Origin of the sequence: Streptomyces sp. NPDC021622 (assembly GCF_040640795.1) — a bacterium.
GTDB lineage: Bacteria > Actinomycetota > Actinomycetes > Streptomycetales > Streptomycetaceae > Streptomyces.
This window is the reverse complement of the sequence record NZ_JBFACK010000014.1, coordinates 202,493-223,959: the sequence shown is the minus strand read 5'-3', so window position 1 is coordinate 223,959 and position 21,467 is coordinate 202,493. Positions and strand designations below refer to the sequence as shown.

The 21,467-nt window shown below is 70.5% G+C and carries 21 protein-coding genes; 17 read left to right on the top strand and 4 right to left on the bottom strand.

The window, feature by feature from the left end:
* Positions 1–94: 94 nt before the first annotated feature.
* Both AB0G47_RS27270 and AB0G47_RS27265 read left to right on the top strand, forming a co-directional pair.
* Complete coding sequence (locus AB0G47_RS27270) at positions 95–1,087, top strand: GlxA family transcriptional regulator (protein WP_360775030.1); 993 nt, start codon at positions 95–97, stop codon at positions 1,085–1,087.
* A gap of 6 nt (positions 1,088–1,093) precedes the next feature.
* On the top strand, positions 1,094–1,735 hold the full coding sequence (locus tag AB0G47_RS27265; protein WP_360775027.1) for a DJ-1/PfpI family protein: 642 nt from the start codon (positions 1,094–1,096) through the stop codon (positions 1,733–1,735).
* Here the strand turns inward: AB0G47_RS27265 and AB0G47_RS27260 are convergent.
* Entirely contained in the window at positions 1,716–2,462 is a 747-nt protein-coding gene (locus AB0G47_RS27260; RefSeq protein WP_360775024.1) for an enoyl-CoA hydratase/isomerase family protein, read from the bottom strand. The two genes, AB0G47_RS27265 and AB0G47_RS27260, sit on opposite strands and share 20 nt — an antisense overlap.
* A gap of 64 nt (positions 2,463–2,526) precedes the next feature.
* Here AB0G47_RS27260 and AB0G47_RS27255 point away from each other — a divergent pair, with 64 nt between their 5' ends.
* A complete protein-coding gene (locus tag AB0G47_RS27255) occupies positions 2,527–3,177 on the top strand; it encodes a DUF308 domain-containing protein (RefSeq protein ID WP_360775021.1) in 651 nt (216 codons plus the stop codon).
* A 167-nt stretch (positions 3,178–3,344) separates the two neighbouring features.
* The gene (locus AB0G47_RS27250; protein ID WP_360775148.1) at positions 3,345–3,824 is read left to right on the top strand and encodes an ATP-binding protein; all 480 of its coding nucleotides are present in this window, start codon (positions 3,345–3,347) and stop codon (positions 3,822–3,824) included.
* Positions 3,825–3,834: 10 nt separating this feature from the next.
* Here AB0G47_RS27250 and idi read toward each other — a convergent pair whose 3' ends face one another.
* The 3 genes from idi to galE all read right to left on the bottom strand — a co-directional run bounded on the left by idi (position 3,835) and on the right by galE (position 6,564).
* Positions 3,835–4,428 carry an isopentenyl-diphosphate Delta-isomerase gene (gene idi, locus AB0G47_RS27245; RefSeq protein WP_360775018.1) on the bottom strand — a complete coding sequence of 198 codons (594 nt, stop codon included), beginning with the start codon at positions 4,426–4,428 and terminating at the stop codon, positions 3,835–3,837.
* A 60-nt stretch (positions 4,429–4,488) separates the two neighbouring features.
* The gene (locus tag AB0G47_RS27240) at positions 4,489–5,415 is read right to left on the bottom strand and encodes a cation diffusion facilitator family transporter (protein WP_360775016.1); all 927 of its coding nucleotides are present in this window, start codon (positions 5,413–5,415) and stop codon (positions 4,489–4,491) included.
* A 165-nt stretch (positions 5,416–5,580) separates the two neighbouring features.
* A complete protein-coding gene (galE, locus tag AB0G47_RS27235; RefSeq protein ID WP_360775014.1) occupies positions 5,581–6,564 on the bottom strand; it encodes a UDP-glucose 4-epimerase GalE in 984 nt (327 codons plus the stop codon).
* 245 nt (positions 6,565–6,809) lie between these two features.
* Between galE and AB0G47_RS27230 the strand changes: the two genes are divergently transcribed.
* The 13 genes from AB0G47_RS27230 (at position 6,810) to AB0G47_RS27170 (ending at position 21,465) form a co-directional block, all read left to right on the top strand.
* On the top strand, positions 6,810–8,609 hold the full coding sequence (locus AB0G47_RS27230) for a DUF5941 domain-containing protein (protein ID WP_360775145.1): 1,800 nt from the start codon (positions 6,810–6,812) through the stop codon (positions 8,607–8,609).
* Positions 8,606–9,343: a phosphocholine cytidylyltransferase family protein gene (locus AB0G47_RS27225; protein WP_360775011.1), complete on the top strand. Its 738-nt coding sequence runs from the start codon at positions 8,606–8,608 to the stop codon at positions 9,341–9,343. The genes AB0G47_RS27230 and AB0G47_RS27225 overlap by 4 nt, the downstream gene beginning before the upstream one ends.
* Positions 9,331–10,395 carry an iron-containing alcohol dehydrogenase family protein gene (locus AB0G47_RS27220; protein ID WP_360775009.1) on the top strand — a complete coding sequence of 355 codons (1,065 nt, stop codon included), beginning with the start codon at positions 9,331–9,333 and terminating at the stop codon, positions 10,393–10,395. Before AB0G47_RS27225 ends, AB0G47_RS27220 begins: the two co-directional genes overlap by 13 nt.
* A complete protein-coding gene (locus AB0G47_RS27215; RefSeq protein WP_360775006.1) occupies positions 10,373–11,152 on the top strand; it encodes a CDP-alcohol phosphatidyltransferase family protein in 780 nt (259 codons plus the stop codon). The genes AB0G47_RS27220 and AB0G47_RS27215 overlap by 23 nt, the downstream gene beginning before the upstream one ends.
* A 47-nt stretch (positions 11,153–11,199) precedes the next feature.
* The gene (locus AB0G47_RS27210) at positions 11,200–12,045 is read left to right on the top strand and encodes a glycosyltransferase (RefSeq protein ID WP_266873229.1); all 846 of its coding nucleotides are present in this window, start codon (positions 11,200–11,202) and stop codon (positions 12,043–12,045) included.
* A gap of 95 nt (positions 12,046–12,140) precedes the next feature.
* A complete protein-coding gene (locus AB0G47_RS27205; RefSeq protein ID WP_360775003.1) occupies positions 12,141–13,088 on the top strand; it encodes an ABC transporter permease in 948 nt (315 codons plus the stop codon).
* Complete coding sequence (locus AB0G47_RS27200; RefSeq protein ID WP_360775001.1) at positions 13,081–13,869, top strand: ABC transporter ATP-binding protein; 789 nt, start codon at positions 13,081–13,083, stop codon at positions 13,867–13,869. The genes AB0G47_RS27205 and AB0G47_RS27200 overlap by 8 nt, the downstream gene beginning before the upstream one ends.
* A gap of 336 nt (positions 13,870–14,205) precedes the next feature.
* Entirely contained in the window at positions 14,206–15,102 is an 897-nt protein-coding gene (hpnC, locus tag AB0G47_RS27195) for a squalene synthase HpnC (protein ID WP_360774999.1), read from the top strand.
* A complete protein-coding gene (gene hpnD / locus AB0G47_RS27190) occupies positions 15,099–16,049 on the top strand; it encodes a presqualene diphosphate synthase HpnD (protein ID WP_360774997.1) in 951 nt (316 codons plus the stop codon). Before hpnC ends, hpnD begins: the two co-directional genes overlap by 4 nt.
* Positions 16,050–16,176: 127 nt before the next feature.
* On the top strand, positions 16,177–17,556 hold the full coding sequence (gene hpnE / locus AB0G47_RS27185) for a hydroxysqualene dehydroxylase HpnE (RefSeq protein WP_266872426.1): 1,380 nt from the start codon (positions 16,177–16,179) through the stop codon (positions 17,554–17,556).
* Positions 17,553–18,683 carry a polyprenyl synthetase family protein gene (locus tag AB0G47_RS27180; protein WP_360774993.1) on the top strand — a complete coding sequence of 377 codons (1,131 nt, stop codon included), beginning with the start codon at positions 17,553–17,555 and terminating at the stop codon, positions 18,681–18,683. Before hpnE ends, AB0G47_RS27180 begins: the two co-directional genes overlap by 4 nt.
* A gap of 104 nt (positions 18,684–18,787) precedes the next feature.
* Positions 18,788–20,815, top strand: coding sequence for a squalene--hopene cyclase (gene shc / locus AB0G47_RS27175; protein ID WP_360774990.1), 2,028 nt, complete (start codon positions 18,788–18,790; stop codon positions 20,813–20,815).
* Positions 20,815–21,465, top strand: a complete 651-nt coding sequence (locus tag AB0G47_RS27170) for a 1-hydroxy-2-methyl-2-butenyl 4-diphosphate reductase (RefSeq protein ID WP_360774987.1) — start codon at positions 20,815–20,817, stop codon at positions 21,463–21,465. Before shc ends, AB0G47_RS27170 begins: the two co-directional genes overlap by 1 nt.
* Positions 21,466–21,467 lie beyond the last annotated feature (2 nt).

Here is a 21,467-nt window from a genome sequence, read left to right as displayed (position 1 = left end):
AGGTGAAGCCCCAGGCACCGGCGCGGCCGCGATGGCAGTAAAGGTGGGGATCTCGTCATTGCAGACACTGCATGCCTGGCGAAGAATCAAGGGCATGGAGCAGCGAACGGTCCTGGTCGTCCTCTACAACGGCGTCCAGAGTCTCGACGTCACCGGCCCCGTCGAGGTCTTCACCGGGGCATCCGCCTACATAGGCGCCCCCGAGCCGGCGTACCGGATCCGCACCGCCTCCCTGGACGGCGCTCCCGTCCGCACATCGAGCGGGCTCACTCTTGTCCCGGACTCGTCCCTGGCCGAAGCCCCCGTGCCGCACACGCTCCTGGCGCCGGGCGGCAACGGCAGCCGCATCCCCGACCCCCGCCTGACCGACTGGCTCCGCATCAACGCCCCGCGCGCGCAGCGCCTCGTCTCGGTCTGCACCGGCGCTGCCCTGCTCGCGGCGGCGGGCCTCCTGGACGGCCGCCGGGTGACGACCCACTGGGCGTACAGCGACAGGCTGGCCCACGACCACCCGGCCGTCGAGGTCGACCCGGACCCGATCTTCGTGCGCGACGGCCATGTCGCGACCTCGGCGGGCGTCACCGCCGGCATCGACCTGACCCTGGCCCTCGTCGAGGAGGACCTGGGCAGGGAGGCGGCGCTCACGGTGGCGCGGCATCTGGTCGTCTTCCTGCGGCGCCCGGGCAACCAGTCGCAGTTCAGCGCCCAGCTGGCCGCGCAGACGGCTCAGCGCGAACCCCTGCGCGAGGTCCAGCAGTGGATCACCGAGCACCCCGACGGCGATCTGTGCGTCGATTCGCTCGCCGCCCGTGCCCGGCTCTCTCCCCGGCACTTCGCCCGCGCCTTCCAGACGGAGACCGGCATGACGCCGGGCAAGTACGTCGAGCACATCCGCATCGAGCACGCGCGCCGCCTCCTGGAGGACACCTCCGACGGCATCGCCGAGGTCTCCCGCGCCTGCGGTTACGGCACACCCGAGGCGATGCGCCGGGCCTTCGTCAAGACCCTCGGCGCGGCACCCGCCGAGTACCGGCGCCGCTTCCAGCCCCCACTCGCCGCCCCGGCGCCACCCGTCCCCCACGGATAGGCCCCCATGCAGATCGCCATCGCCCTGTTCGAACGCTTCACCGCCCTGGACGCGGTCGGCCCGTACGAGACCCTCAGCCGTGTCCCCGGAGCCGATACCGTCCTTGTGGCGGAGCGGCCGGGCCCGGTGCGCAACGAGCGTGGCTCCCTCGCACTCGTGGCGGACCGGGCCTTCGCCGACGTGCCGAGCCCGGACGTCGTGGTCGTCCCCGGCGGCCCCGGCCAGAGCGAGCACATGGCGCACGAGCCGCTCCTGAGCTGGCTCCGCTCCGCCGACGCCACCAGCACCTGGACCACGTCCGTGTGCACCGGCTCCCTCCTGCTCGCCGCGGCAGGGCTGCTCAAGGGCCGCCGCGCCACGTCACACTGGCTCGCGCTCGCGGAGCTGGAGAAGTTCGGCGCGCAGCCGAAGGGGGAGCGGGTGGTGTTCGACGGCAAGTACGTCACGTCCGCCGGGGTCTCGTCCGGCATCGACATGGGGCTCGCCCTCGTCGGCCGGATCGCGGGCGACGAGCAGGCCCGCACCGTGCAGCTCCTGACCGAGTACGACCCTCAGCCGCCGTACGACGCGGGGTCCCCGGAGAAGGCGCCCGCGCACCTGGTCGAGACGTTCCGCGCCAAGAGCCGTTTCAGCCGGCCGTCCACGTGAAGCGCGGCTCGCGGCGCTCCAGGAAGGCGGCGACCCCTTCGGCGGTGTCGCCGCCGTCGCGTGCCTGCCCGGTCCAGTGGGCGTCCCGGTCGGTGCGCCCCGCCGCGAACTCCTTCGCCGCCGCCTGCGTCAGCTGGGAGCGCGCCGCGAGGACCTTGGTGAACTCCGCGACCCGCTTGTCCAGTTCGCCCGCCGGCAGCACCTCGTCCACCAGGCCGGTGCGCAGCGCACGCTGCGCGTCGATCAACTCGCCCGAGAACAACAGGTACTTGGCGGTCGCGGGCCCCACCAGGGACACCAGGCGCCGGGTGGACGACGACGGGTAGACGATCCCCAGCTTCGCCGGAGTGATCCCGAACAGGGCGCCCTCCTCCGCGAACCGCAGATCGCAGGCCGCCGCCAGCTGACTGCCGCCGCCCACGCAGTGGCCGCGCACTGCGGCAAGCGTCGGCTTGGGGAAGGCGGCGAGCGCGTCCTCGGCCCGCACCGCCAGCTCCTGCGCATCGCCCGGCGACTGACGCAGCGAGGAGATGTCGGCGCCCGCGCAGAAGGTCGCCCCCTCGCCGGTCAGCACGACCGCGCGCACCGCGGGATCGGCGGCGAGCCCTTCGAGCAGCGCCGGCAGCCGCCGCCACATGTCGGTGGTCATGGCGTTGCGCTTGGCCGGATGATCGATGACGACGGTGGCGACGCCGTGCGTGACGGCCTGCCTCAGCTGCGGCTCCATGCGCCGGATGCTATCCGTAGCCGTCGAACGTACGATCAAGAAGGGGCGCGGAACGGAGACGCTGATGGCCGCATCCAAGAGCGCCAAGACCTCCCTGACTCGGGACGCGCGGCAGCTCAGCCGCAGCTTCGGGATGCTGGCACTGCTCGGCGTGATCCTGACGGTGGCCGGGCTCGTCGGCCTCGTCTACGCCGGTGTCGCCACACTCACCTCGATGCTCCTGTTCGGCTGGCTGCTCCTGGTCGGCGGCTGCGTCGGCCTGCTGCACGCGGTGCAGTCGCGCGGCACGGACTTCTTCTGGGTCGGTGTCGTCGTGGCCGCGCTGAACATCGCGGCCGGCGTCGTGATCATCGCCAGGCCCGACGTGGCGGCCGCGGCGCTGACCATGTTCGCGGCGCTGCTCTTCCTGACCGGCGGTGTGTTCCGTCTCGTCGGCAGCCTGGTGGTGCGTGGCCCGCAGTTCGGCTGGACCCTGGTGCAGGGCGCCTTCGGTCTGCTGCTCGGCATCCTGGTGCTCTCCGAGTGGCCGAGCAGCAGTCAGTACGTGATCGGCTGCTTCTTCTCGCTGGCCCTGCTCTTCGACGGCCTCGGCCTGATCGCCGCGGGCGTCGGCGGGCGCCGGATCGTCGGCATGGTCGCCGAGCGGCCGGACCCCGAACGGCCGGAGCGACCGCGGAGCGACCAGAACAACCCGTACAAACCGAAGAAAACTTGAAAGAGAAACCAAGAGGGCAGGAACAGTCACGCAACTGACGCGGTCATGCGGCACCGATCAAATGCCGTCGATACTCGCTGACTTATGGTCAGTAGTGCGGTCCGGACCAGAGCATTCCCAACACTCGACGTGTGGTGACAATCGAGCGCGAGGGCGGCGACCGGACGATGGACGACGACGGGAGGGGGCACAGCCCGCTCCCTCGGGGGAGCGGAAGCGTGCCGTACGAGGGCGTGTGGCGATTCACCGCCGCGGCCGTCGACGCCTCCGTGCCCCAGGCACGGCACGCGGTACGTGATCTGCTCGCCCGGCAGGGTGTGCCCGCATCGGACGATCTGGTGCAGGGCCTGCTGCTCATCGTCTCCGAGCTGGTCACCAACGCGGTGCGGCATGCCGCCCTGCTCTCGCCGATGCTCGCGGTGGAGGTCGCGGTCGGCGCCGAGTGGGTGCGGGTCTCCGTCGAGGACGACCACCCCTACCGCCCGACCGCCCTGGTGGCCGACCACGGACAGACGGGCGGGCGCGGTCTCCTGCTTGTCCGCGAGATCACCCAGGAGGCGGGCGGCGCCTGCGACGTGGAGCACACGGCGAGCGGGGGCAAGGTCATCTGGGCGGCCCTGCCCCTGAAGCCCAACGGCACCGTCTGACGCTACGGGTTCACCAGCCCGCCGCGGGCCCGGTCAGCTCGCGGATCGCGGGCCTGGCCGCGTCGAGGACGGTCATGAACCAGGCGGAGAACGGCCCCTGCGCGTGCCGGGCCGCCAGTTCACCGGCCGTCACGAACGCGGTCTCACCGACCTCGGACGCGTCGGGCCGCAGCGGCGACTGCACCATCCCCACGAAGAGATGGTTGAACTCCTGCTCCACCAGGCCCGAGTCGGGGTCCGGGTGGTTGTAGCGCACGGTGCCCGCCTCGGCGAGCAGCGAGGGCGAGACGCCCAGCTCCTCGTACGTGCGGCGGGCGGCCGCAGCGAACGGCGCCTCGCCCGGGTACGGGTGCCCGCAGCAGGTGTTCGACCAGACGCCGGGGGAGTGGTACTTGCCCAGGGCGCGCTGCTGGAGGAGCAGCCGGCCCTGTTCGTCGAAGAGGAAGACGGAGAACGCCCGGTGCAGCTGCCCGGGCGCCTGATGCGCGGAGAGTTTCTCCGCTGTGCCGATCGTCCTGCCGTCCTCGTCCACGAGTTCCAGCAAGATCGCTTCTCCGGTGCCGTTCGACGAGCTGTTCGCCGCGGTGGCAGGTGTGATCGGCATACCCATCCTTCGCTTCGGTCTACGAACCTCAAGTCTGCCGTACCGAAGGGCCTGACACCCTCAGTGGCACAGCTTCGCCTCGTGCTCCGCATGCCCGACCGGCTCCAGTTGGAACGTGCAGTGCTCGACGTCGAAGTGGTCGCCCAGGCAGCCCTGCAGCTCGTGCAGCATCTTCTCGTGGCCGATCGCGTTCAGCGTCTCGGAGCTGACGACCACATGCGCGGAGAGAACAGGCATCCCCGAAGTGATGGTCCACGCGTGCAGATCGTGGACGTCCTCGACGCCCGGCAGATCCAGTATGTGCGCGCGGACCTCGGCCATGTCGACGCCCTTGGGCGCCGACTCCAGGAGCACGTTCAGGGTCTCGCGCAGCAGCTTCACCGTACGCGGGACGATCATGAGGCCGATCACCAGCGAGGCGATCGGGTCCGCGGCCTGCCAGCCGGTGGTCAGGATAAGGACCGCCGCGACGAGCACCGCCACGGAGCCGAGCGCGTCCGCCATCACCTCCAGGAAGGCGCCGCGCACGTTCAGGCTGTCCTTCTGGCCGCGCATCAGGAGCGAGAGCGAGATCATGTTCGCGACGAGGCCGATGACGCCGAAGACGATGGTCAGTCCGCCCTCGGTGTCGGCCGGCGTGATGAACCGCTGGATCGCCTCGTACAGCACATAGCCGCCGACGCCGAGCAGCAGCAGACAGTTGGCGAGCGCGGCGAGGATCTCGGCGCGTGCGTACCCGAACGTGCGGGACTCGGTCGGCGGCCGGCTGGCGAAGTGGATCGCGAGCAGCGCCATGCCGAGACCAAGGGCGTCCGTCGCCATGTGCGTCGCGTCCGCGATGAGCGCGAGCGAATCCGCCATGATCCCGCCGACGATCTCGACCACCATGACGGTGATCGTGATCGAGAGCGCGACACGCAGCCGCCCCCGGTACGCGCTGGTGGCCGTCCCCCCGTGCGTGTGTCCGTGATCGTGCCCAGCCCCCATGGAAGCCGCCTCCGTGTGCTCGGTATCGGTCTTCTGTTCCCCGGTCGTGTGCTTGACGCGATCACAGTGAACTACGGGTGGGGGGTATCTGGCAACGCGGCACTGAACACCGTTGTCATATGCTCTGACCTGCGGAAATGAACGCAGGTCAGAGCGTTGAGGGGATCACGGGCGGCGCACCTCGGGGTGGTGGAGGCACCAGCCGGCCCAAGCGGATTCGACCATTTCGCGTACCCCGCGCCGGGCCGTCCAGCCCAGCTCCTTGGCGGCGAGGCCCGCGTCCGCGACGGCCCGCGGCGCGTCGCCCGCGCGGCCGGGCTCCACGAGGGCGGGCCTGGTGTCGCCGGAGACCTCGCCGATGAGCGTGACGAGTTCGCGTACGGAAACGCCGGCCCCGCGGCCGATGTTCACCGTCAGATCGCCCTCGGGCCGCTCGGTCACCCGGCGGGCCGCCGCGAGATGCGCGTCGGCGAGATCGGCGACATGGATGTAGTCACGCACGCAGGTGCCGTCAGGCGTCGGGTGGTCGTCCCCGAAGATCCGCGGCGCCTCGCCGCGGGTGAGCCGGTCGAAGACCATCGGTACGACGTTGAAGACCCCGGTGTCGGCGAGCTCGGGAGCCGACGCCCCCGCCACGTTGAAATAGCGCAGGCACACGGTCGCAATGCCGTGCGCCCGCCCCGCGGCCCGCACCAGCCACTCCCCGGCGAGCTTCGTCTCGCCGTACGGATTGATCGGTACGCACGGAGTGTCCTCGCTCACGAGGTCGACGGCGGGCGGATTGCCGTACACCGCGGCCGACGACGAGAAGACGAACCGCTTGATCCCTGCATCGGCCACCGCTTCGAGCAGCGTCACCAGGCCGCCCACGTTCTCCCGGTAATAGCGAAGCGGCTGCTCCACGGACTCGCCGACCTGCTTGCGGGCCGCGAGATGCACCACACCCGTCACGCCGTGCTCGGCGAAGACCCGGCGCAGCAGATCACCGTCGAGCGATGAGCCCCGAATGAGAGGGATGTCCGCCGGCAGCCGCTCCGGCACCCCGGCCGATACGTCGTCGAGGACGACGACCCGCTCCCCGGCGCCGGCCATCGCCCGCACCACGTGTGCCCCGATATATCCCGCTCCACCTGTGATCATCCACGTCATGGGCGTCCACTTTATGCCGGTCGATGAGGTGCGGTTTGTGGGGCCGGGCCCCCATCGACCATGATGATCGCGTCGGCGGCGGCCCTGCAGGCCGTGCTTATCGGGCCGTAAACGGGCGGTGAACGCCCGCTTGTATTCATCCGATAGCCTCTGCCGACGTGCCGCCCGGCCGCACCGGCCTGGGGCGCCCCTCATCACGCACGTGCGCGGCGCGAGCCGCGCCGTGAATCAAGGAGTGAGTTCGTCTGTCGACCGCCATCCTGACCGGTCAGCCGGTCCCCGGGTCGCCGCTCGAAGGCGATCTGCGGTCCCTGGGCTTTGACGTGCGGATCGCCTCCGACGCGGCGGAAACCGAGACGCTGCTCGCCGCCGTACCCGCAGGTCAGCGGGTCGCGGTCGTCGACGCGCGCTTCGTTGGCCATGTCCACGCGCTGCGCGTCGGCCTCACGGACCCGCGCTTCGCCGCCTCCGCGGTGCCCGGCGCTGTCTCCGCGAAGCCCGAGGCGCGGGCGGGCCTGACCCGGGCCCTGCACACGACGACGAGCGGCAACGGCGGCGGCTCCGCCACGGCGGTCGAGGCCCTCGCGGACCACATCGCCGAGGCGATCGAGGCCGAAGGGCAGGACGTCCACCGCCCCGACCTCGGCACCCTGGTCGCCACCGTGCCCGGCGATCCGCAGGCGCGGAACGAGGCACGGCAGGCCGTCGCCGCCGTGGACGAAGAGGCCGTACGCCTGCGCACCGCGGTCAAGGCGCGGGACGGCTTCTTCACGACGTACTGCATCTCGCCCTACTCGCGCTACATCGCCCGCTGGTGCGCGCGCCGGGGCCTGACCCCGAACCAGGTCACCACCGCTTCCCTGCTCACCGCGCTCATCGCGGCCGGCTGCGCGGCGACCGGAACGCGCGGCGGTTTCGTCGCCGCCGGCTTCCTCCTGCTCTTCTCCTTCGTCCTCGACTGCACGGACGGGCAGCTCGCCCGCTACTCCCTGCAGTACTCGACGCTCGGCGCCTGGCTCGACGCGACCTTCGACCGCGCCAAGGAGTACGCCTACTACGCGGGCCTCGCGCTCGGCGCGGCCCGCGGCGGTGACGACGTATGGGCGCTCGCGCTCGGCGCGATGGTCCTTCAGACCTGCCGCCATGTCGTGGACTTCTCCTTCAACGAGGCGAACCACGACGCGACGGCCAACACCAGCCCCACCGCGGCCCTTTCGGACAAGCTCGACAGCGTCGGGTGGACGGTCTGGGTGCGCCGGATGATCGTCCTGCCGATCGGTGAACGCTGGGCGATGATCGCGGTCCTCACCGCGGTGACCACGCCCCGCATCACCCTCATCGTGCTGATCATCGGCTGCGCGCTGGCCGCCTGCTACACCACGGCAGGCCGCGTGCTCCGCTCGCTGACCCGCAAGGCGACCCGGACCGACCGGGCCGCCCAGGCCCTCAGCGATCTCGCCGACAACGGCCCGCTGGCCTCGGCCTTCGCCGCGCTCGGCGCCCGGCCTTGGCTGCGGCCCGCGCCCGTCATCGCCTTCGCCGGTGGCGCCGGGCTCGTCGGTACGGCGCTGACCAACTCCTACGGCAGCCCCGTGGTCGTGGTGGGCGCGGTGGCGTACGTCGTCCTGTCGGGCCTCGCCCTGGCCCAGCCCCTCAAGGCCCCCCTCGACTGGCTCGTTCCGCCGTTCTTCCGCGCGGCCGAATACGGCACTGTCCTGGTACTGGCGGCCAAAGCCGATGTGAACGGAGCGCTGCCCGCGGCTTTCGGCCTGGTGGCCGCGGTCGCCTACCATCACTACGACACGGTGTACCGCATCAAGGGCGGTACCGGCGCGCCCCCGCACTGGCTGGTGCGGGCGATCGGCGGGCAAGAAGGCAGGGTCCTGGTGGTCGCGCTGGCCGCCGCCCTGCTGCACGACACAGATTTCACCGTCGCGCTCACGGCACTCGCCGTGGCCGTGGCACTCGTGGTGCTCGTCGAGAGCATCCGCTTCTGGGTCTCCTCTGGAGCACCCGCCGTACACGATGAAGGAGAACCCGCATGATCGGCCTCGTGCTGGCGGCCGGCGCCGGACGGCGTCTTCGCCCTTACACGGACACCCTGCCCAAGGCCCTGGTGCCCGTCGATGGTGACACCACCATCCTGGACCTGACGCTCGGCAACTTCGCCGAGATCGGTCTGACCGAGGTCGCGATCATCGTCGGCTACAAGAAGGAAGCCGTCTACGACCGCAAGGCGGCGCTCGAGGAGAAGTACGGCCTCAAGCTCACGCTGATCGACAACGACAAGGCCGAGGAGTGGAACAACGCCTACTCCCTCTGGTGCGGTCGTGACGCGATCAAGCACACGGTGATCCTCGCCAACGGCGACACCGTGCACCCGGTCTCCGTCGAGAAGACGCTGCTCGCCGCCCGCGGCGACGGCAAGAAGATCATCCTCGCCCTCGACACGGTGAAGAACCTCGCCGACGAGGAGATGAAGGTCATCGTGGACCCCGAGAAGGGCGTCCAGAAGATCACCAAGCTGATGGACCCGGCGTCCGCCACCGGTGAGTACATCGGTGTCACGCTCATCGAGGGCGAGGCCGCCGACGAGCTGGCCGACGCCCTGAAGACCACCTTCGAGCGCGACCCCGACCTCTACTACGAGGACGGCTACCAGGAGCTGGTCAACCGCGGCTTCAAGGTCGACGTGGAGCCGATCGGCGACGTCAAGTGGGTCGAGATCGACAACCACGACGACCTCGCCAAGGGCAGGGAGATCGCGTGCCTGTACTGACGAGGCTCATCCCCTCGCCGGTCGTCGTCGACATCCGGCCGGGGGCGCTCAACGACCTGGCCGGGGTCCTCGCCGACCAGCGGATCTGCTCGTCTACCGGCAAGCTCGCCATCGCGATCAGCGGTGGCTCCGGCGCGGTGCTCCGCGAGCGCCTGGAGCCCTCGCTGCCCAGCGCCGAGTGGTTCGAGGTGGGCGGCGGCACGCTCGATGACGCCATCAAGCTCGCCGACGCCATCAAGAAGGGCCGCTACGACGCCGTCGTCGGCCTGGGCGGCGGCAAGATCATCGACTGCGCCAAGTTCGCCGCGGCGCGTGTCGGCCTGCCGCTGGTCGCCGTCGCGACGAACCTGTCGCACGACGGTCTGTGCTCGCCGGTCGCCACGCTCGACAACGACGCGGGCCGCGGCTCGTACGGTGTGCCGAACCCCATAGCGGTCGTCATCGACCTCGATGTGATCCGCGAGGCCCCCGTACGGTTCGTGCGCTCCGGCATCGGCGACGCCCTGTCCAACATCTCCGCGATCGCGGACTGGGAGCTGGCCGCGCGTGAGCGCGGCGAGGACATCGATGGTCTCGCGGCCGCGATGGCGCGCCAGGCCGGCGAGGCGGTCCTGCGCCACCCCGGTGGCGTCGGCGACGACGGCTTCCTGCAGGTCCTGGCCGAGGGTCTGGTCCTGACCGGCATCGCGATGTCCGTCTCGGGCGACTCACGGCCGGCGTCCGGCGCCTGCCACGAGATCAACCACGCCTTCGACCTCCTCTTCCCCAAGCGCGCTGCCAGCCACGGCGAGCAGTGCGGCCTGGGCGCGGCCTTCGCGATGTTCCTGCGCGGAGCACGCGAGGAGTCGCTGTACATGGTCGAGGTGCTGCGCAGGCACGGCCTCCCCGTGACGCCGGAGGAGATCGGCTTCACCGTGGACGAGTTCGTCCAGGTCGTGGAGTACGCCCCGCAGACGCGCCCCGGGCGCTACACGATCCTCGAGCACCTCAATCTGAATTCCGACCAGATCAAGGACGCATACGCCGACTATGCCAAGGCCATCGGTAGCTGAACTCCGCCCCGTCGTTCACCCCGCAGGGGTGAAGGACCGGCGCAGCGGTGAGCACTGGGCGGGACGCCTGTACATGCGAGAGATCTCGCTGCGCTGCGACCGCTACCTGGTGAACACCAGGATCACGCCCAACCAGCTCACGTATCTGATGACCGTGGCCGGCGCCCTCGCCGCCCCGGCACTTCTCGTGCCGGGGATCACGGGCGCCGTGCTCGGTGTGGTCATGGTCCAGCTCTATCTCCTGCTGGACTGCGTCGACGGCGAGATCGCCCGCTGGCGCAAGCAGTACTCGATGGCCGGGGTCTACCTGGACCGTGTCGCCGCCTACCTGTGCGACGCCGCGGTCCTGGTCGGCTTCGGCCTGCGGGCCGCCGACCTGTGGGGCTCGGGCCGGATCGACTGGCTGTGGGCCTTCCTCGGCACGCTCGCCGCGCTCGGCGCCATCCTGATCAAGGCGGAGACCGACCTCGTCGGTGTCGCCCGTCACCAGCAGGGCCTCGCGCCGGTCAAGGAGTCGGCCTCCGAGCCGCGCTCCTCCGGCATGGCCCTGGCCCGCAGGGCCGCCGCGGCGCTCAAGTTCCACCGTCTCGTGCTCGGCATCGAGGCTTCCCTGCTCATCCTGGTCCTCGCGATCGTGGACTCGGTCCGCGGTGACCTGCTCTTCTCGCGGATCGGTGTCGCGGTCCTCGCCGGCATCGCACTCCTGCAGACCCTGCTGCACCTCGTGTCCATCCTCGCTTCGAGCAGGCTGAAGTGAGTGCCGCGGGGAGCCGGCCCCTGAAGGTCGGCGCGGTCATCATCACCATGGGCAACCGGCCCCAGGAGCTGCGCGCCCTGCTCGACTCGGTCGCCAAGCAGGACGGCGACGCGGTCGAGGTGGTCGTCGTCGGCAACGGCGCCCCCGTGCCCGACGTCCCCGAAGGCGTACGCACCGTCGAGCTGCCCGAGAACCTCGGCATCCCCGGCGGCCGCAACGTCGGCATCGAGGCGTTCGGCCCCGGCGGCACCGACGTCGACATCCTGCTCTTCCTGGACGACGACGGCCTGCTCGCCAACATGGACACGGCCCAGCTGTGCCGCGAGGCCTTCGAGGCCGACCCGAAGCTCGGCATCATCAGCTTCCGCATCGCCGATCCGGACACCGGCGAGACGCAGCGGCGCCACGTGCCGCGGCTGCGCGCGGCCGACCCGATGCGCTCCTCGCGCGTGACCACCTTCCTGGGCGGCGCCAATGCCGTCCGTACGAAGGTCATCGCAGAGGTCGGCGGACTGCCGGACGAGTTCTTCTACGCCCACGAGGAGACCGACCTCGCCTGGCGTGCGCTGAACGCGGGCTGGATGATCGACTACCGCGCCGACATGGTGCTCTTCCACCCGACGACCGCCCCGTCCCGGCACGCGGTCTACCACCGGATGGTCGCCCGCAACCGCGTCTGGCTCGCCCGCCGGAATCTGCCCCTCCTCCTGGTCCCCGTCTACCTCGGCGTCTGGATGCTCCTGACCCTGGCCAGGCGCCCTTCGGGACCCGCGCTCAAGGCCTGGTTCGGCGGTTTCAAGGAGGGCTGGACGACGCCCTGCGGGCCTCGCAAGCCGATGAAGTGGCGTACGGTGTGGCGCCTGACCCGACTGGGCCGACCTCCTGTCATCTGACAAGCTCGGGTCTGAGAACATCTGGGCCATACCCCGGTCCCTGGCCCACGCCTACGCCCGACCGGCTGCGCATCTGAAGACGAAAGTTTCCACTCGTGAGTGAGACAACGCATGACGGCGGGGTCGCCGTGACAGCATCCCTGTCGACTCCGCCGCCCGATGACGGGCTCTCCCGGGCCGATCTCGCCGCCAAGTACGGTCTGACCGTCAGCGGCGCACGGCCCGGACTTTTCGAGTACGTCCACCAGCTCTGGGGACGGCGCCACTTCATCCTCGCCTTCTCGCAGGCGAAGCTGACCGCCCAGTACAGCCAGGCCAAGCTCGGCCAGCTGTGGCAGGTGGCGACGCCGCTCCTCAACGCGGCGGTCTACTTCTTCATCTTCGGCCTGCTCCTCGGCGCCCGTGAGGGCATCCCGCACGACATCTACGTGCCGTTCCTGGTGACGGGCGTCTTCGTCTTCACGTTCACGCAGAGCTCGGTCATGGCGGGCGTGCGGGCGATCTCCGGCAACCTCGGTCTGGTCAGAGCCCTGCACTTCCCGCGGGCCTCGCTGCCGATCTCGTTCTCGCTGCAACAGCTCCAGCAGCTGCTCTTCTCGATGGTCGTGCTCGTTCTGATCATGATGGGCTTCGGGATCTTTCCGGCCTGGTCCTGGTTCCTGGTGCTTCCGGCGCTGGCCCTGCAGTTCGTCTTCAACACCGGGCTCGCCCTGATCTTCGCCAGGATGGGCAGCAAGACGCCCGACCTCGCCCAGCTGATGCCGTTCGTGATGCGTACGTGGATGTACGCGTCGGGCGTCATGTTCAGCATCCCCGCGATGCTCGCGACCAAGGAGGGCGTGCCCAGCTGGGTCGGGGACGTGCTCCAGTGGAATCCGGCCTCCATCTACATGGACCTGATCCGCTTCGCCATGATCGACAAGTACGGCTCCTCGTACCTGCCGCCGCACGTGTGGGCCTTCGCCATCGGCTGGGCCGTCGTGATCGGCGTGGTCGGTTTCGTGTACTTCTGGAAGGCTGAGGAGCGTTACGGCCGTGGCTGACGAAGACAAGAACACCGGCAAGGGGCACATCCCCACCGTCATCGCCGACGAGCTGCACATCGTCTACCGCGTCAACGGCGCGAAGACGGGCAAGGGCAGCGCCACCTCCGCGCTGAGCCGGATCATCAAGCGCGGCGAGGAGCGCGGCGTACGCAAGGTGCACGCCGTGCGCGGCGTCAGCTTCACCGCCTACCGCGGCGAGGCCATCGGCCTGATCGGCTCGAACGGCTCCGGGAAGTCGACGCTGCTTCGCGCCATCGCGGGCCTGCTCCCCGCCGAGAAGGGCAAGGTCTACACCGACGGCCAGCCCTCGCTGCTCGGCGTGAACGCGGCCCTGATGAACGACCTGACGGGCGAGCGCAACGTCATACTCGGCGGGCTCGCGATGGGCATGACGCGCGAGCAGATCAAGGAGCGCTACCAGGAGATCGTCGACTTCTCGGGCATCAACGAGAAGGGCGACTTCATCACCCTGCCGATGCGCACCTACTCCTCCGGCATGGCCGCCCGCCTGCGGTTCTCCATCGCGGCCGCCAAGGACCACGACGTACTGATGATCGACGAGGCGCTCGCCACCGGCGACCGCAAGTTCCAGAAGCGCTCCGAGGCCCGCATCCGCGAGCTGCGCAAGGAGGCGGGAACGGTCTTCCTCGTCAGCCACAACAACAAGTCGATCCGCGACACCTGTGACCGTGTGCTGTGGCTGGAACGCGGCGAGCTGCGCATGGACGGACCGACCGACGAGGTCATCAAGGAGTACGAGAAGTTCACGGGCAAGTAGCCCGTCACCTGCACCCGTATGCAGCAGGGCCCCGCCGGACTCAACCCGGTGGGGCCCTGTCGCGTCATGAGTCTTCGTACGCACCGGTGGACAACTCAAGTCGCGGGCGCCCAGGGAAGATTGGGGCCAATCGGTGTGTTGTTGTGATGCGCGGAACACCCCGACGATGCACGCCGCGTTGTACAACGTAAGCTGTACCGGTGCTGATTCGCGGCAAGTGGGGCGATATCGCGCGGCGCCCCGGCTCAGGTCACGGTCCGCCTCGCGGAGGGCCGGGCGGCGTGTCCGAAATAGGATGTATTGGGTCGGCAGTGTAGAACGGGAGATGTGACGGCAATGGCTACGGATGATCTCCAGCTACGCGACGCATCCGCCGTCCTCGAGAAGGCCGCGGACGAGAACTTCCCGGTGGCGCCCTTCTTCCTGCCCCGCGCCTGGCGCGACGACCTCATGGCCGTGTACGGCTACGCCCGCCTCGTCGACGACATCGGCGACGGCGACCTGGCACCCGGCGGCGCCGACGCCCGCCACCTGGGCGTGGACCCCGAGGCCGCCGAGGACAGGCTGGTCCTCCTGGACGCCTTCGAGGCCGACCTGCACCGGGTCTTCGAGTCCACTCCGAGGCACCCCCTGCTGCGGGCGCTGCAGCCCACCGTGCGCCGCTGCGGTCTCACCCCGGAGCCCTTTCTCGGCCTGATCGCGGCCAACCGCCAGGACCAGCTCGTCGGGCGCTACGAGACGTACGACGATCTTCTGGCCTACTGCGAGCTGTCCGCGAACCCCGTGGGCCGCCTCGTCCTCGGCATCACCGGCACCGAGACGCCCGAGCGCGTCCGCCGCTCGGACGCCGTGTGCACCGCGCTCCAGATCGTCGAGCACCTCCAGGACGTGGCCGAGGACCTGGGCCAGGGCCGCATCTACCTGCCCGCCCAGGACATGAAGCGTTTTCATGTCCAGGAGCGGGATCTGGCCGCACCGACAGCAGGCGCGTCCGTGCGCGCGCTGGTTGCATATGAAGCAGAACGCGCCCGCTGCCTCCTGAATGAAGGCACCCCCCTGGTGGGTAGCGTCCACGGGCGGCTGAAGGTGCTGCTCGCTGGGTTCGTGGCAGGGGGGAGGGCGGCGGTCTCTGCGATCGCCGTCGCCGGATACGACGTACTTCCTGGTCCGCCGAAGCCCACCAAGCTCCGTTTGCTGCGTGAGGTGGGGGCGGTTCTGCGAGGAGAGGGGTGAGCCGGACCGTGGAGTCAGGCCCGAACGTGTCCGCGCCGGTGCTCGCCGCGTATTCCTACTGCGAGGCCGTCACCGGACAGCAAGCACGCAATTTCGCGTACGGCATCAGGCTGCTTCCGATGCCCAAGCGCCGCGCGATGTCGGCCCTCTACGCGCTGTCGCGGCGGGTGGACGACATCGGTGACGGCGCGCTCGCGCCGGACGTCAAGGCCGAGCGGCTCGACGAGACCCGGGCGCTGCTCGCCCGCATCCAGACCGGTGACGTGGACGAGGACGACACCGACCCGGTGGCCGTCGCGCTCGCGCACGCCGCGGCGTACTTCCCGATCCCGCTCGGCGGTCTGGACGAGCTGATCGACGGCGTCCTGATGGATGTCCGCGGTGAGACCTACGAGACGTGGGAGGACCTGAAGGTCTACTGCCGCTGTGTGGCCGGGGCCATCGGGCGGCTCTCCCTCGGCGTGTTCGGCACGGAGCCGGGGGCGCTCCACGCCGAGCGCGCGCCGGAGTATGCCGACACGCTCGGCCTCGCGCTCCAACTGACCAATATCCTCAGGGACGTTCGCGAGGACGCGGAGGGCGGTCGTACGTATCTGCCCGCCGACGACCTCGCCAAGTTCGGCTGTTCCGCCGGGTTCTCGGGCTCCGAGCCGCCCGCCGGTTCCGACTTCGCCGGGCTCGTGCACTTCGAGGTGCGCAGGGCGCGGGCGCTCTTCGCCGAGGGGTACCGCCTGCTTCCCATGCTCGACCGGCGCAGCGGGGCCTGTGTCGCCGCCATGGCGGGCATCTACCGGCGGCTTCTCGACCGCATCGAGCGCGAGCCGGAGGCGGTCCTGCGGGGCCGTGTCTCGCTGCCGGGCCGCGAGAAGGCGTACGTCGCCGTGCGCGGACTCTCCGGTCTCGACGCCCGCACCATCTCCCGACAGGCCGTCAGGAGGCATACGTGACGGGCATCCACGGCGAATGCGGTGAACACAGGCAACCCAGCGCAACTCAGTGCAACTCCGCGCAAGCGGCGGGCAACCCTCCGCACCGCCCCGGCGTCCCAGACTTCAACGGTCAAGGGGGAAAAGCATGAAGGGTGAGGAAAGCAGGGGCGCGGCCGTGGTGATCGGCGGCGGTCTCGCCGGCATCACCGCGGCGCTGTCCCTCGCCGACGCGGGACTGCGGGTGACGCTGCTCGAAGGGCGGCCGCGCCTCGGCGGCCTCGCGTTCTCCTTCAAGCGCGGCGACCTGACCGTCGACAACGGCCAGCACGTCTATCTGCGCTGCTGCACCGCCTACCGCTGGTTCCTCGACCGCGTCGAAGGCGCGGCCCTCGCGCCCCTGCAGGAACGTCTCGACGTGCCCGTGCTCGACGCCGACCGGAACCGGCTCGGACGGCTTCGGCGCACCGCGCTGCCCGTCCCGCTGCACCTGGCGGCGAGCCTGGCCACGTATCCGCATCTGTCGCTCGCCGAGCGCGCCAAGGTGGGGCGCGCGGCGCTCGCCCTCCAGGGGCTCGACCCGGCCGATCCCCAGCTGGACGGCCAGGACTTCGGCAGCTGGCTCGCCCGGCACGGCCAGTCGGCGCGCGCCATCGAGGCCCTGTGGGACCTCGTCGGTGTGGCCACGCTCAACGCCGTCGCGGGGGACTCCTCGCTGGGCCTCGCCGCGATGGTGTTCAAGACCGGGCTGCTCTCCGAACCCGGCGCCGCCGACATCGGCTGGGCACGCGTGCCCCTCGGTGATCTCCATGACACGCTGGCCCGCAAGGCGCTCGACTCCGCGGGCGTACGAACCGAACTGAGGACACGCGCCACCTCCATCTCCCGTACGGAGAACGGGGGTTGGCGGGTCGAAGTTCCCGGCGAGACGCTCGACGCCGACACCGTCGTGCTCGCCGTGCCGCAGGCCGAGACCCACGACCTGCTGCCGGACGGCGTGCTCGACGAACCCGACCGGCTGCTCGACATCGACACGGCGCCGATCCTCAACATCCATGTCGTGTACGACCGCAAGGTGCTCAAGCGGCCCTTCTTCGCGGCCATCGGCTCGCCCGTGCAGTGGGTCTTCGACCGGACCGACGCCTCGGGGCTGCGCGAAGGGCAGTATCTGGCGCTGTCCCAGTCCGCCGCCCAGGACGAGATCGACGCGCCCGTCGCCGCGCTGCGCGAGCGCTATCTGCCGGAGCTCGAGCGGCTCCTTCCCGCCGCGCACGGCGCCGGCGTACGGGACTTCTTCGTGACTCGGGAGCGCACGGCGACCTTCGCGCCGACTCCCGGCGTGGGCCGGCTGCGGCCCGGTGCTCGCACCAAGGCTCCCGGCCTGTACCTGGCCGGGGCGTGGACCGCCACCGGGTGGCCCGCGACCATGGAGAGCGCCGTCCGCAGTGGCATCAGTGCCGCCCGGGCCGCTCTCTCCACACTCGACCGCCCACGGGACCACCTCTTCGACGTCGAGGAGGCCGCGTGAAGCTGGACCTTCTGGGGTCAGGTCCCCAGGAATCAAGCACCGGAACAAGAGGAGAGACTGTGCCGACTGTGCCCTCGGCCGAAACGGCTGCCGACACGGTGGACGTGACCTCACTGCTCGAGCGCGGAAGGACGCTGGCCACCCCGGTGCTGCGGTCTGCCGTGGACCGCCTGGCGCCGCCCATGGACACCGTCGCCGCCTACCACTTCGGCTGGATCGACGCCGAGGGCAACCCGTCCGAAGGCGACGGCGGAAAGGCCGTGCGCCCCGCGCTCGCCCTGCTCTCCGCCGAGGCCGCGGGCGCCGCGCCCGAGGTCGGCATCCCCGGAGCGGTCGCCGTCGAACTCGTACACAACTTCTCGTTGCTGCACGACGACCTGATGGACGGCGACGAGCAGCGCCGCCACCGCGACACGGTGTGGAAGGTGCACGGCCCGGCCCAGGCGATCCTCGTCGGCGACGCCCTCTTCGCGCTCGCCAACGAGATCCTCCTGGAGCTCGGCACCGTCGAGGCGGGCCGCGCCACGCGCCGCCTGACCACCGCAACGCGCGCGCTGATCGACGGCCAGGCGCAGGACATCTCCTACGAGCACCGCGAGCGGGTCACCGTCGAGGAGTGCCTGGAGATGGAGGGCAACAAGACCGGCGCCCTGCTCGCCTGCGCGGTCTCCATCGGCGCGGTCCTCGGCGGCGCCGACGACCACACCGCCGACACCCTGGAGAAGTACGGCTACCACCTCGGCCTCGCCTTCCAGGCCGTGGACGATCTCCTCGGCATCTGGGGCGACCCGGAGGCCACCGGCAAGCAGACCTGGAGCGACCTTCGCCAGCGCAAGAAGTCCCTGCCGGTCGTCGCCGCGCTCGCCGCGGGCGGAGCCGCGTCCGAGCAGCTCGCCGAGCTGCTCGCCGCCGACGCGAAGAGCAATGACTTCGAGAGCTTCTCCGAGGAGGAGTTCGCCGCGCGTGCCGCCCTGATCGAGCAGGCGGGCGGCCGCGAGTGGACCGCCGAGGAGGCCCGGCGCCAGCACGCCATCGCCATCGAGGCGCTGGACAACATCCAGATGCCGGACCGGGTACGGGCGCAGCTCGTCGCGCTGGCCGACTTCGTCGTCGTACGAAAGAGATGATCACTATCGCGCGGATATGACTCGCAGTCGCCGGCCGGCGCTTCGCGTCGGCCGACGGCGGACCCACAGCAGACGTATTCACCGCACTGCACGAAGGGGAAGCCATGACAGCGACGACCGACGGAAGCACCGGAGCGGTGACGCCCCGCGCAGCCTCGGCCAGCCAGCCCATCGACACGACCGCCACGACCGCCGCGACGGCAGGAGCGCTCGACGCCGCCACGCGCGCCATACAACGCTCCACCGATTTCCTGCTCGCCCAGCAGGACACCCAGGGCTGGTGGAAGGGCGACCTCGAAACGAACGTGACGATGGACGCCGAGGACCTGCTGCTCAGGCAGTTCCTGGGGATCCGGGACGAGCGGACCACCCGCGCGGCCGCGATCTTCATCCGCGGCGAGCAGCGCGACGACGGGGCCTGGGCCACCTTCCACGGCGGACCCGGCGAACTCTCCACCACCGTCGAGGCGTACGTCGCGCTGAGGCTCGCCGGGGACGCCCCGGACGACCCGCACATGGCGAAGGCCTCCGCGTGGATCCGGGACCAGGGCGGCATCGCCGCGAGCAGGGTCTTCACCCGCATCTGGCTCGCCCTGTTCGGCTGGTGGAAGTGGGACGACCTGCCCGAACTCCCGCCGGAGCTCATCTACTTCCCCAAGTGGTTCCCGCTCAACATCTATGACTTCGGGTGCTGGGCCCGGCAGACGATCGTGCCGCTCACGATCGTCTCCGCCAAGCGGCCCGTGCGGCCCGCGCCCTTCCCGCTGGACGAACTGCACAGCGACGCGCGCCGGCCGAACCCGGGCAAGCCCCTTGCCCCCGTGGCGAGTTGGGACGGCGTCTTCCAGCGCCTGGACAAGGCGCTGCACCTCTACCACAAGGTCGCCCCGCGCAAGGTGCGCAAGGCCGCGATGAACACGGCCGCCCGCTGGATCATCGAGCGGCAGGAGAACGACGGCTGCTGGGGCGGCATCCAGCCGCCCGCCGTCTACTCGGTCATCGCGCTGCACCTGCTCGGCTACGACCTGGAGCACCCGGTCCTGAAGGCCGGGCTTGCCTCGCTCGACCGGTTCGCCGTCTGGCGCGAGGACGGCGCCCGGATGATCGAGGCGTGCCAGTCGCCGGTCTGGGACACCTGCCTCGCGACCATCGCACTCGCCGACGCGGGCGTGCCCGCCGACCATCCGCAGCTGGTCAAGGCCGCCGACTGGATGCTCGGCGAGGAGATCGCGCGCCCCGGCGACTGGGCGGTGCGCAGGCCCCGACTGGCCCCCGGCGGCTGGGCGTTCGAGTTCCACAACGACAACTACCCGGACATCGACGACACCGCGGAGGTCATCCTCGCCCTGCGTCGGGTCGAGCATCCCGACCGCGCACGCCTGGAGAACGCGATCGGCCGCGGCATGCGCTGGAACCTGGGCATGCAGTCAAGGAACGGCGCCTGGGCCGCCTTCGACGCCGACAACACAAGCCCGTTCCCCAACCGGCTTCCGTTCTGCGACTTCGGCGAGGTCATCGACCCGCCGTCCGCCGACGTCACCGGGCACGTCGTCGAGATGCTCGCCGTCGAGGGCAAGGCCCACGATCCGCGCACCCGGCGCGGCATCGAGTGGCTGCTCGCCGAACAGGAGGCGGACGGCGCCTGGTTCGGCCGCTGGGGCGTCAACTACGTATACGGGACGGGCTCCGTGGTCCCGGCGCTCACCGCGGCTGGCCTGCCGGCCTCGCACCCGGCGATCCGCCGCGCCGTCGGCTGGCTTGAGTCGGTGCAGAACGACGACGGAGGCTGGGGCGAGGACTTGCGCTCCTACCGCTACGAGGAGTGGCGGGGCCACGGCGCGTCCACCGCCTCGCAGACGGCCTGGGCGCTGCTCGCCCTGCTCGCGGCCGGTGAGAGCGACGGCAAGGCCGTGGAGCGGGGCATCGCCTTTCTCGCCGAGACCCAGCTGCCCGACGGCTCCTGGGACGAGCCGTACTTCACCGGCACCGGATTCCCCTGGGACTTCTCCATCAACTACCACCTGTACCGGCAGGTCTTCCCGCTCACAGCGCTCGGCAGGTACGTCAACGGAGACCCGTTCGCGGGGCTGTCCGGCAAGCTGTCCGGCGAGTTGTCCGGCAAGGGGAGCTGATGGCCAAAGCCCCGGCCCGTCCGGACCCCGCACCGCTGCTGATCGCCTGTGCGCTCGGCATCGAGCAACTCGCCCTGCGCACGGGCGAACGCGGCGGCGCCCATGGACGGGTCACCGTGCTCCGTACGGGCATGGGCCCCAAGAACGCCGAGCGGGCCGTCACCGGTGCGCTCGGCAAGGAGTCGCTGCACGACGCGGCCGTGGTGGCCACCGGCTTCTGCGCCGGGCTCGCCCCGGGCATGCACCCCGGTGACCTGGTCGTCGCCGATGAGACCCGGTCCGCGCACGGCCGCACCCCGTGCGTCGGAACCGAACTCCTGGTCAAGGAGCTGGTGCGGGCCGTGCCGGGCCGCACCGTGCACACCGGCCCGCTCATCGGCTCCGAGCACGTGGTCCGCGGGCACGAACGCGCCGACCTGCTGGCCACGGGCGCGATCGCGGTGGACATGGAGTCCGCCGCGACGCTGCACAGCGCGGTGCGCGCCGGCCGGCGGCCCGTTGCCGCCGTCCGGGTGGTCGTTGACGCCCCACAGCACGAACTGGTCCGTATCGGCACGGTGCGCGGTGGAATATCAGCCTTCCGCGTTCTTCGCGCCGTGCTTCCCGCTTTCTTCGAATGGCACCGTTCTTCTTTGCTCCCCCGGAGGTGAGC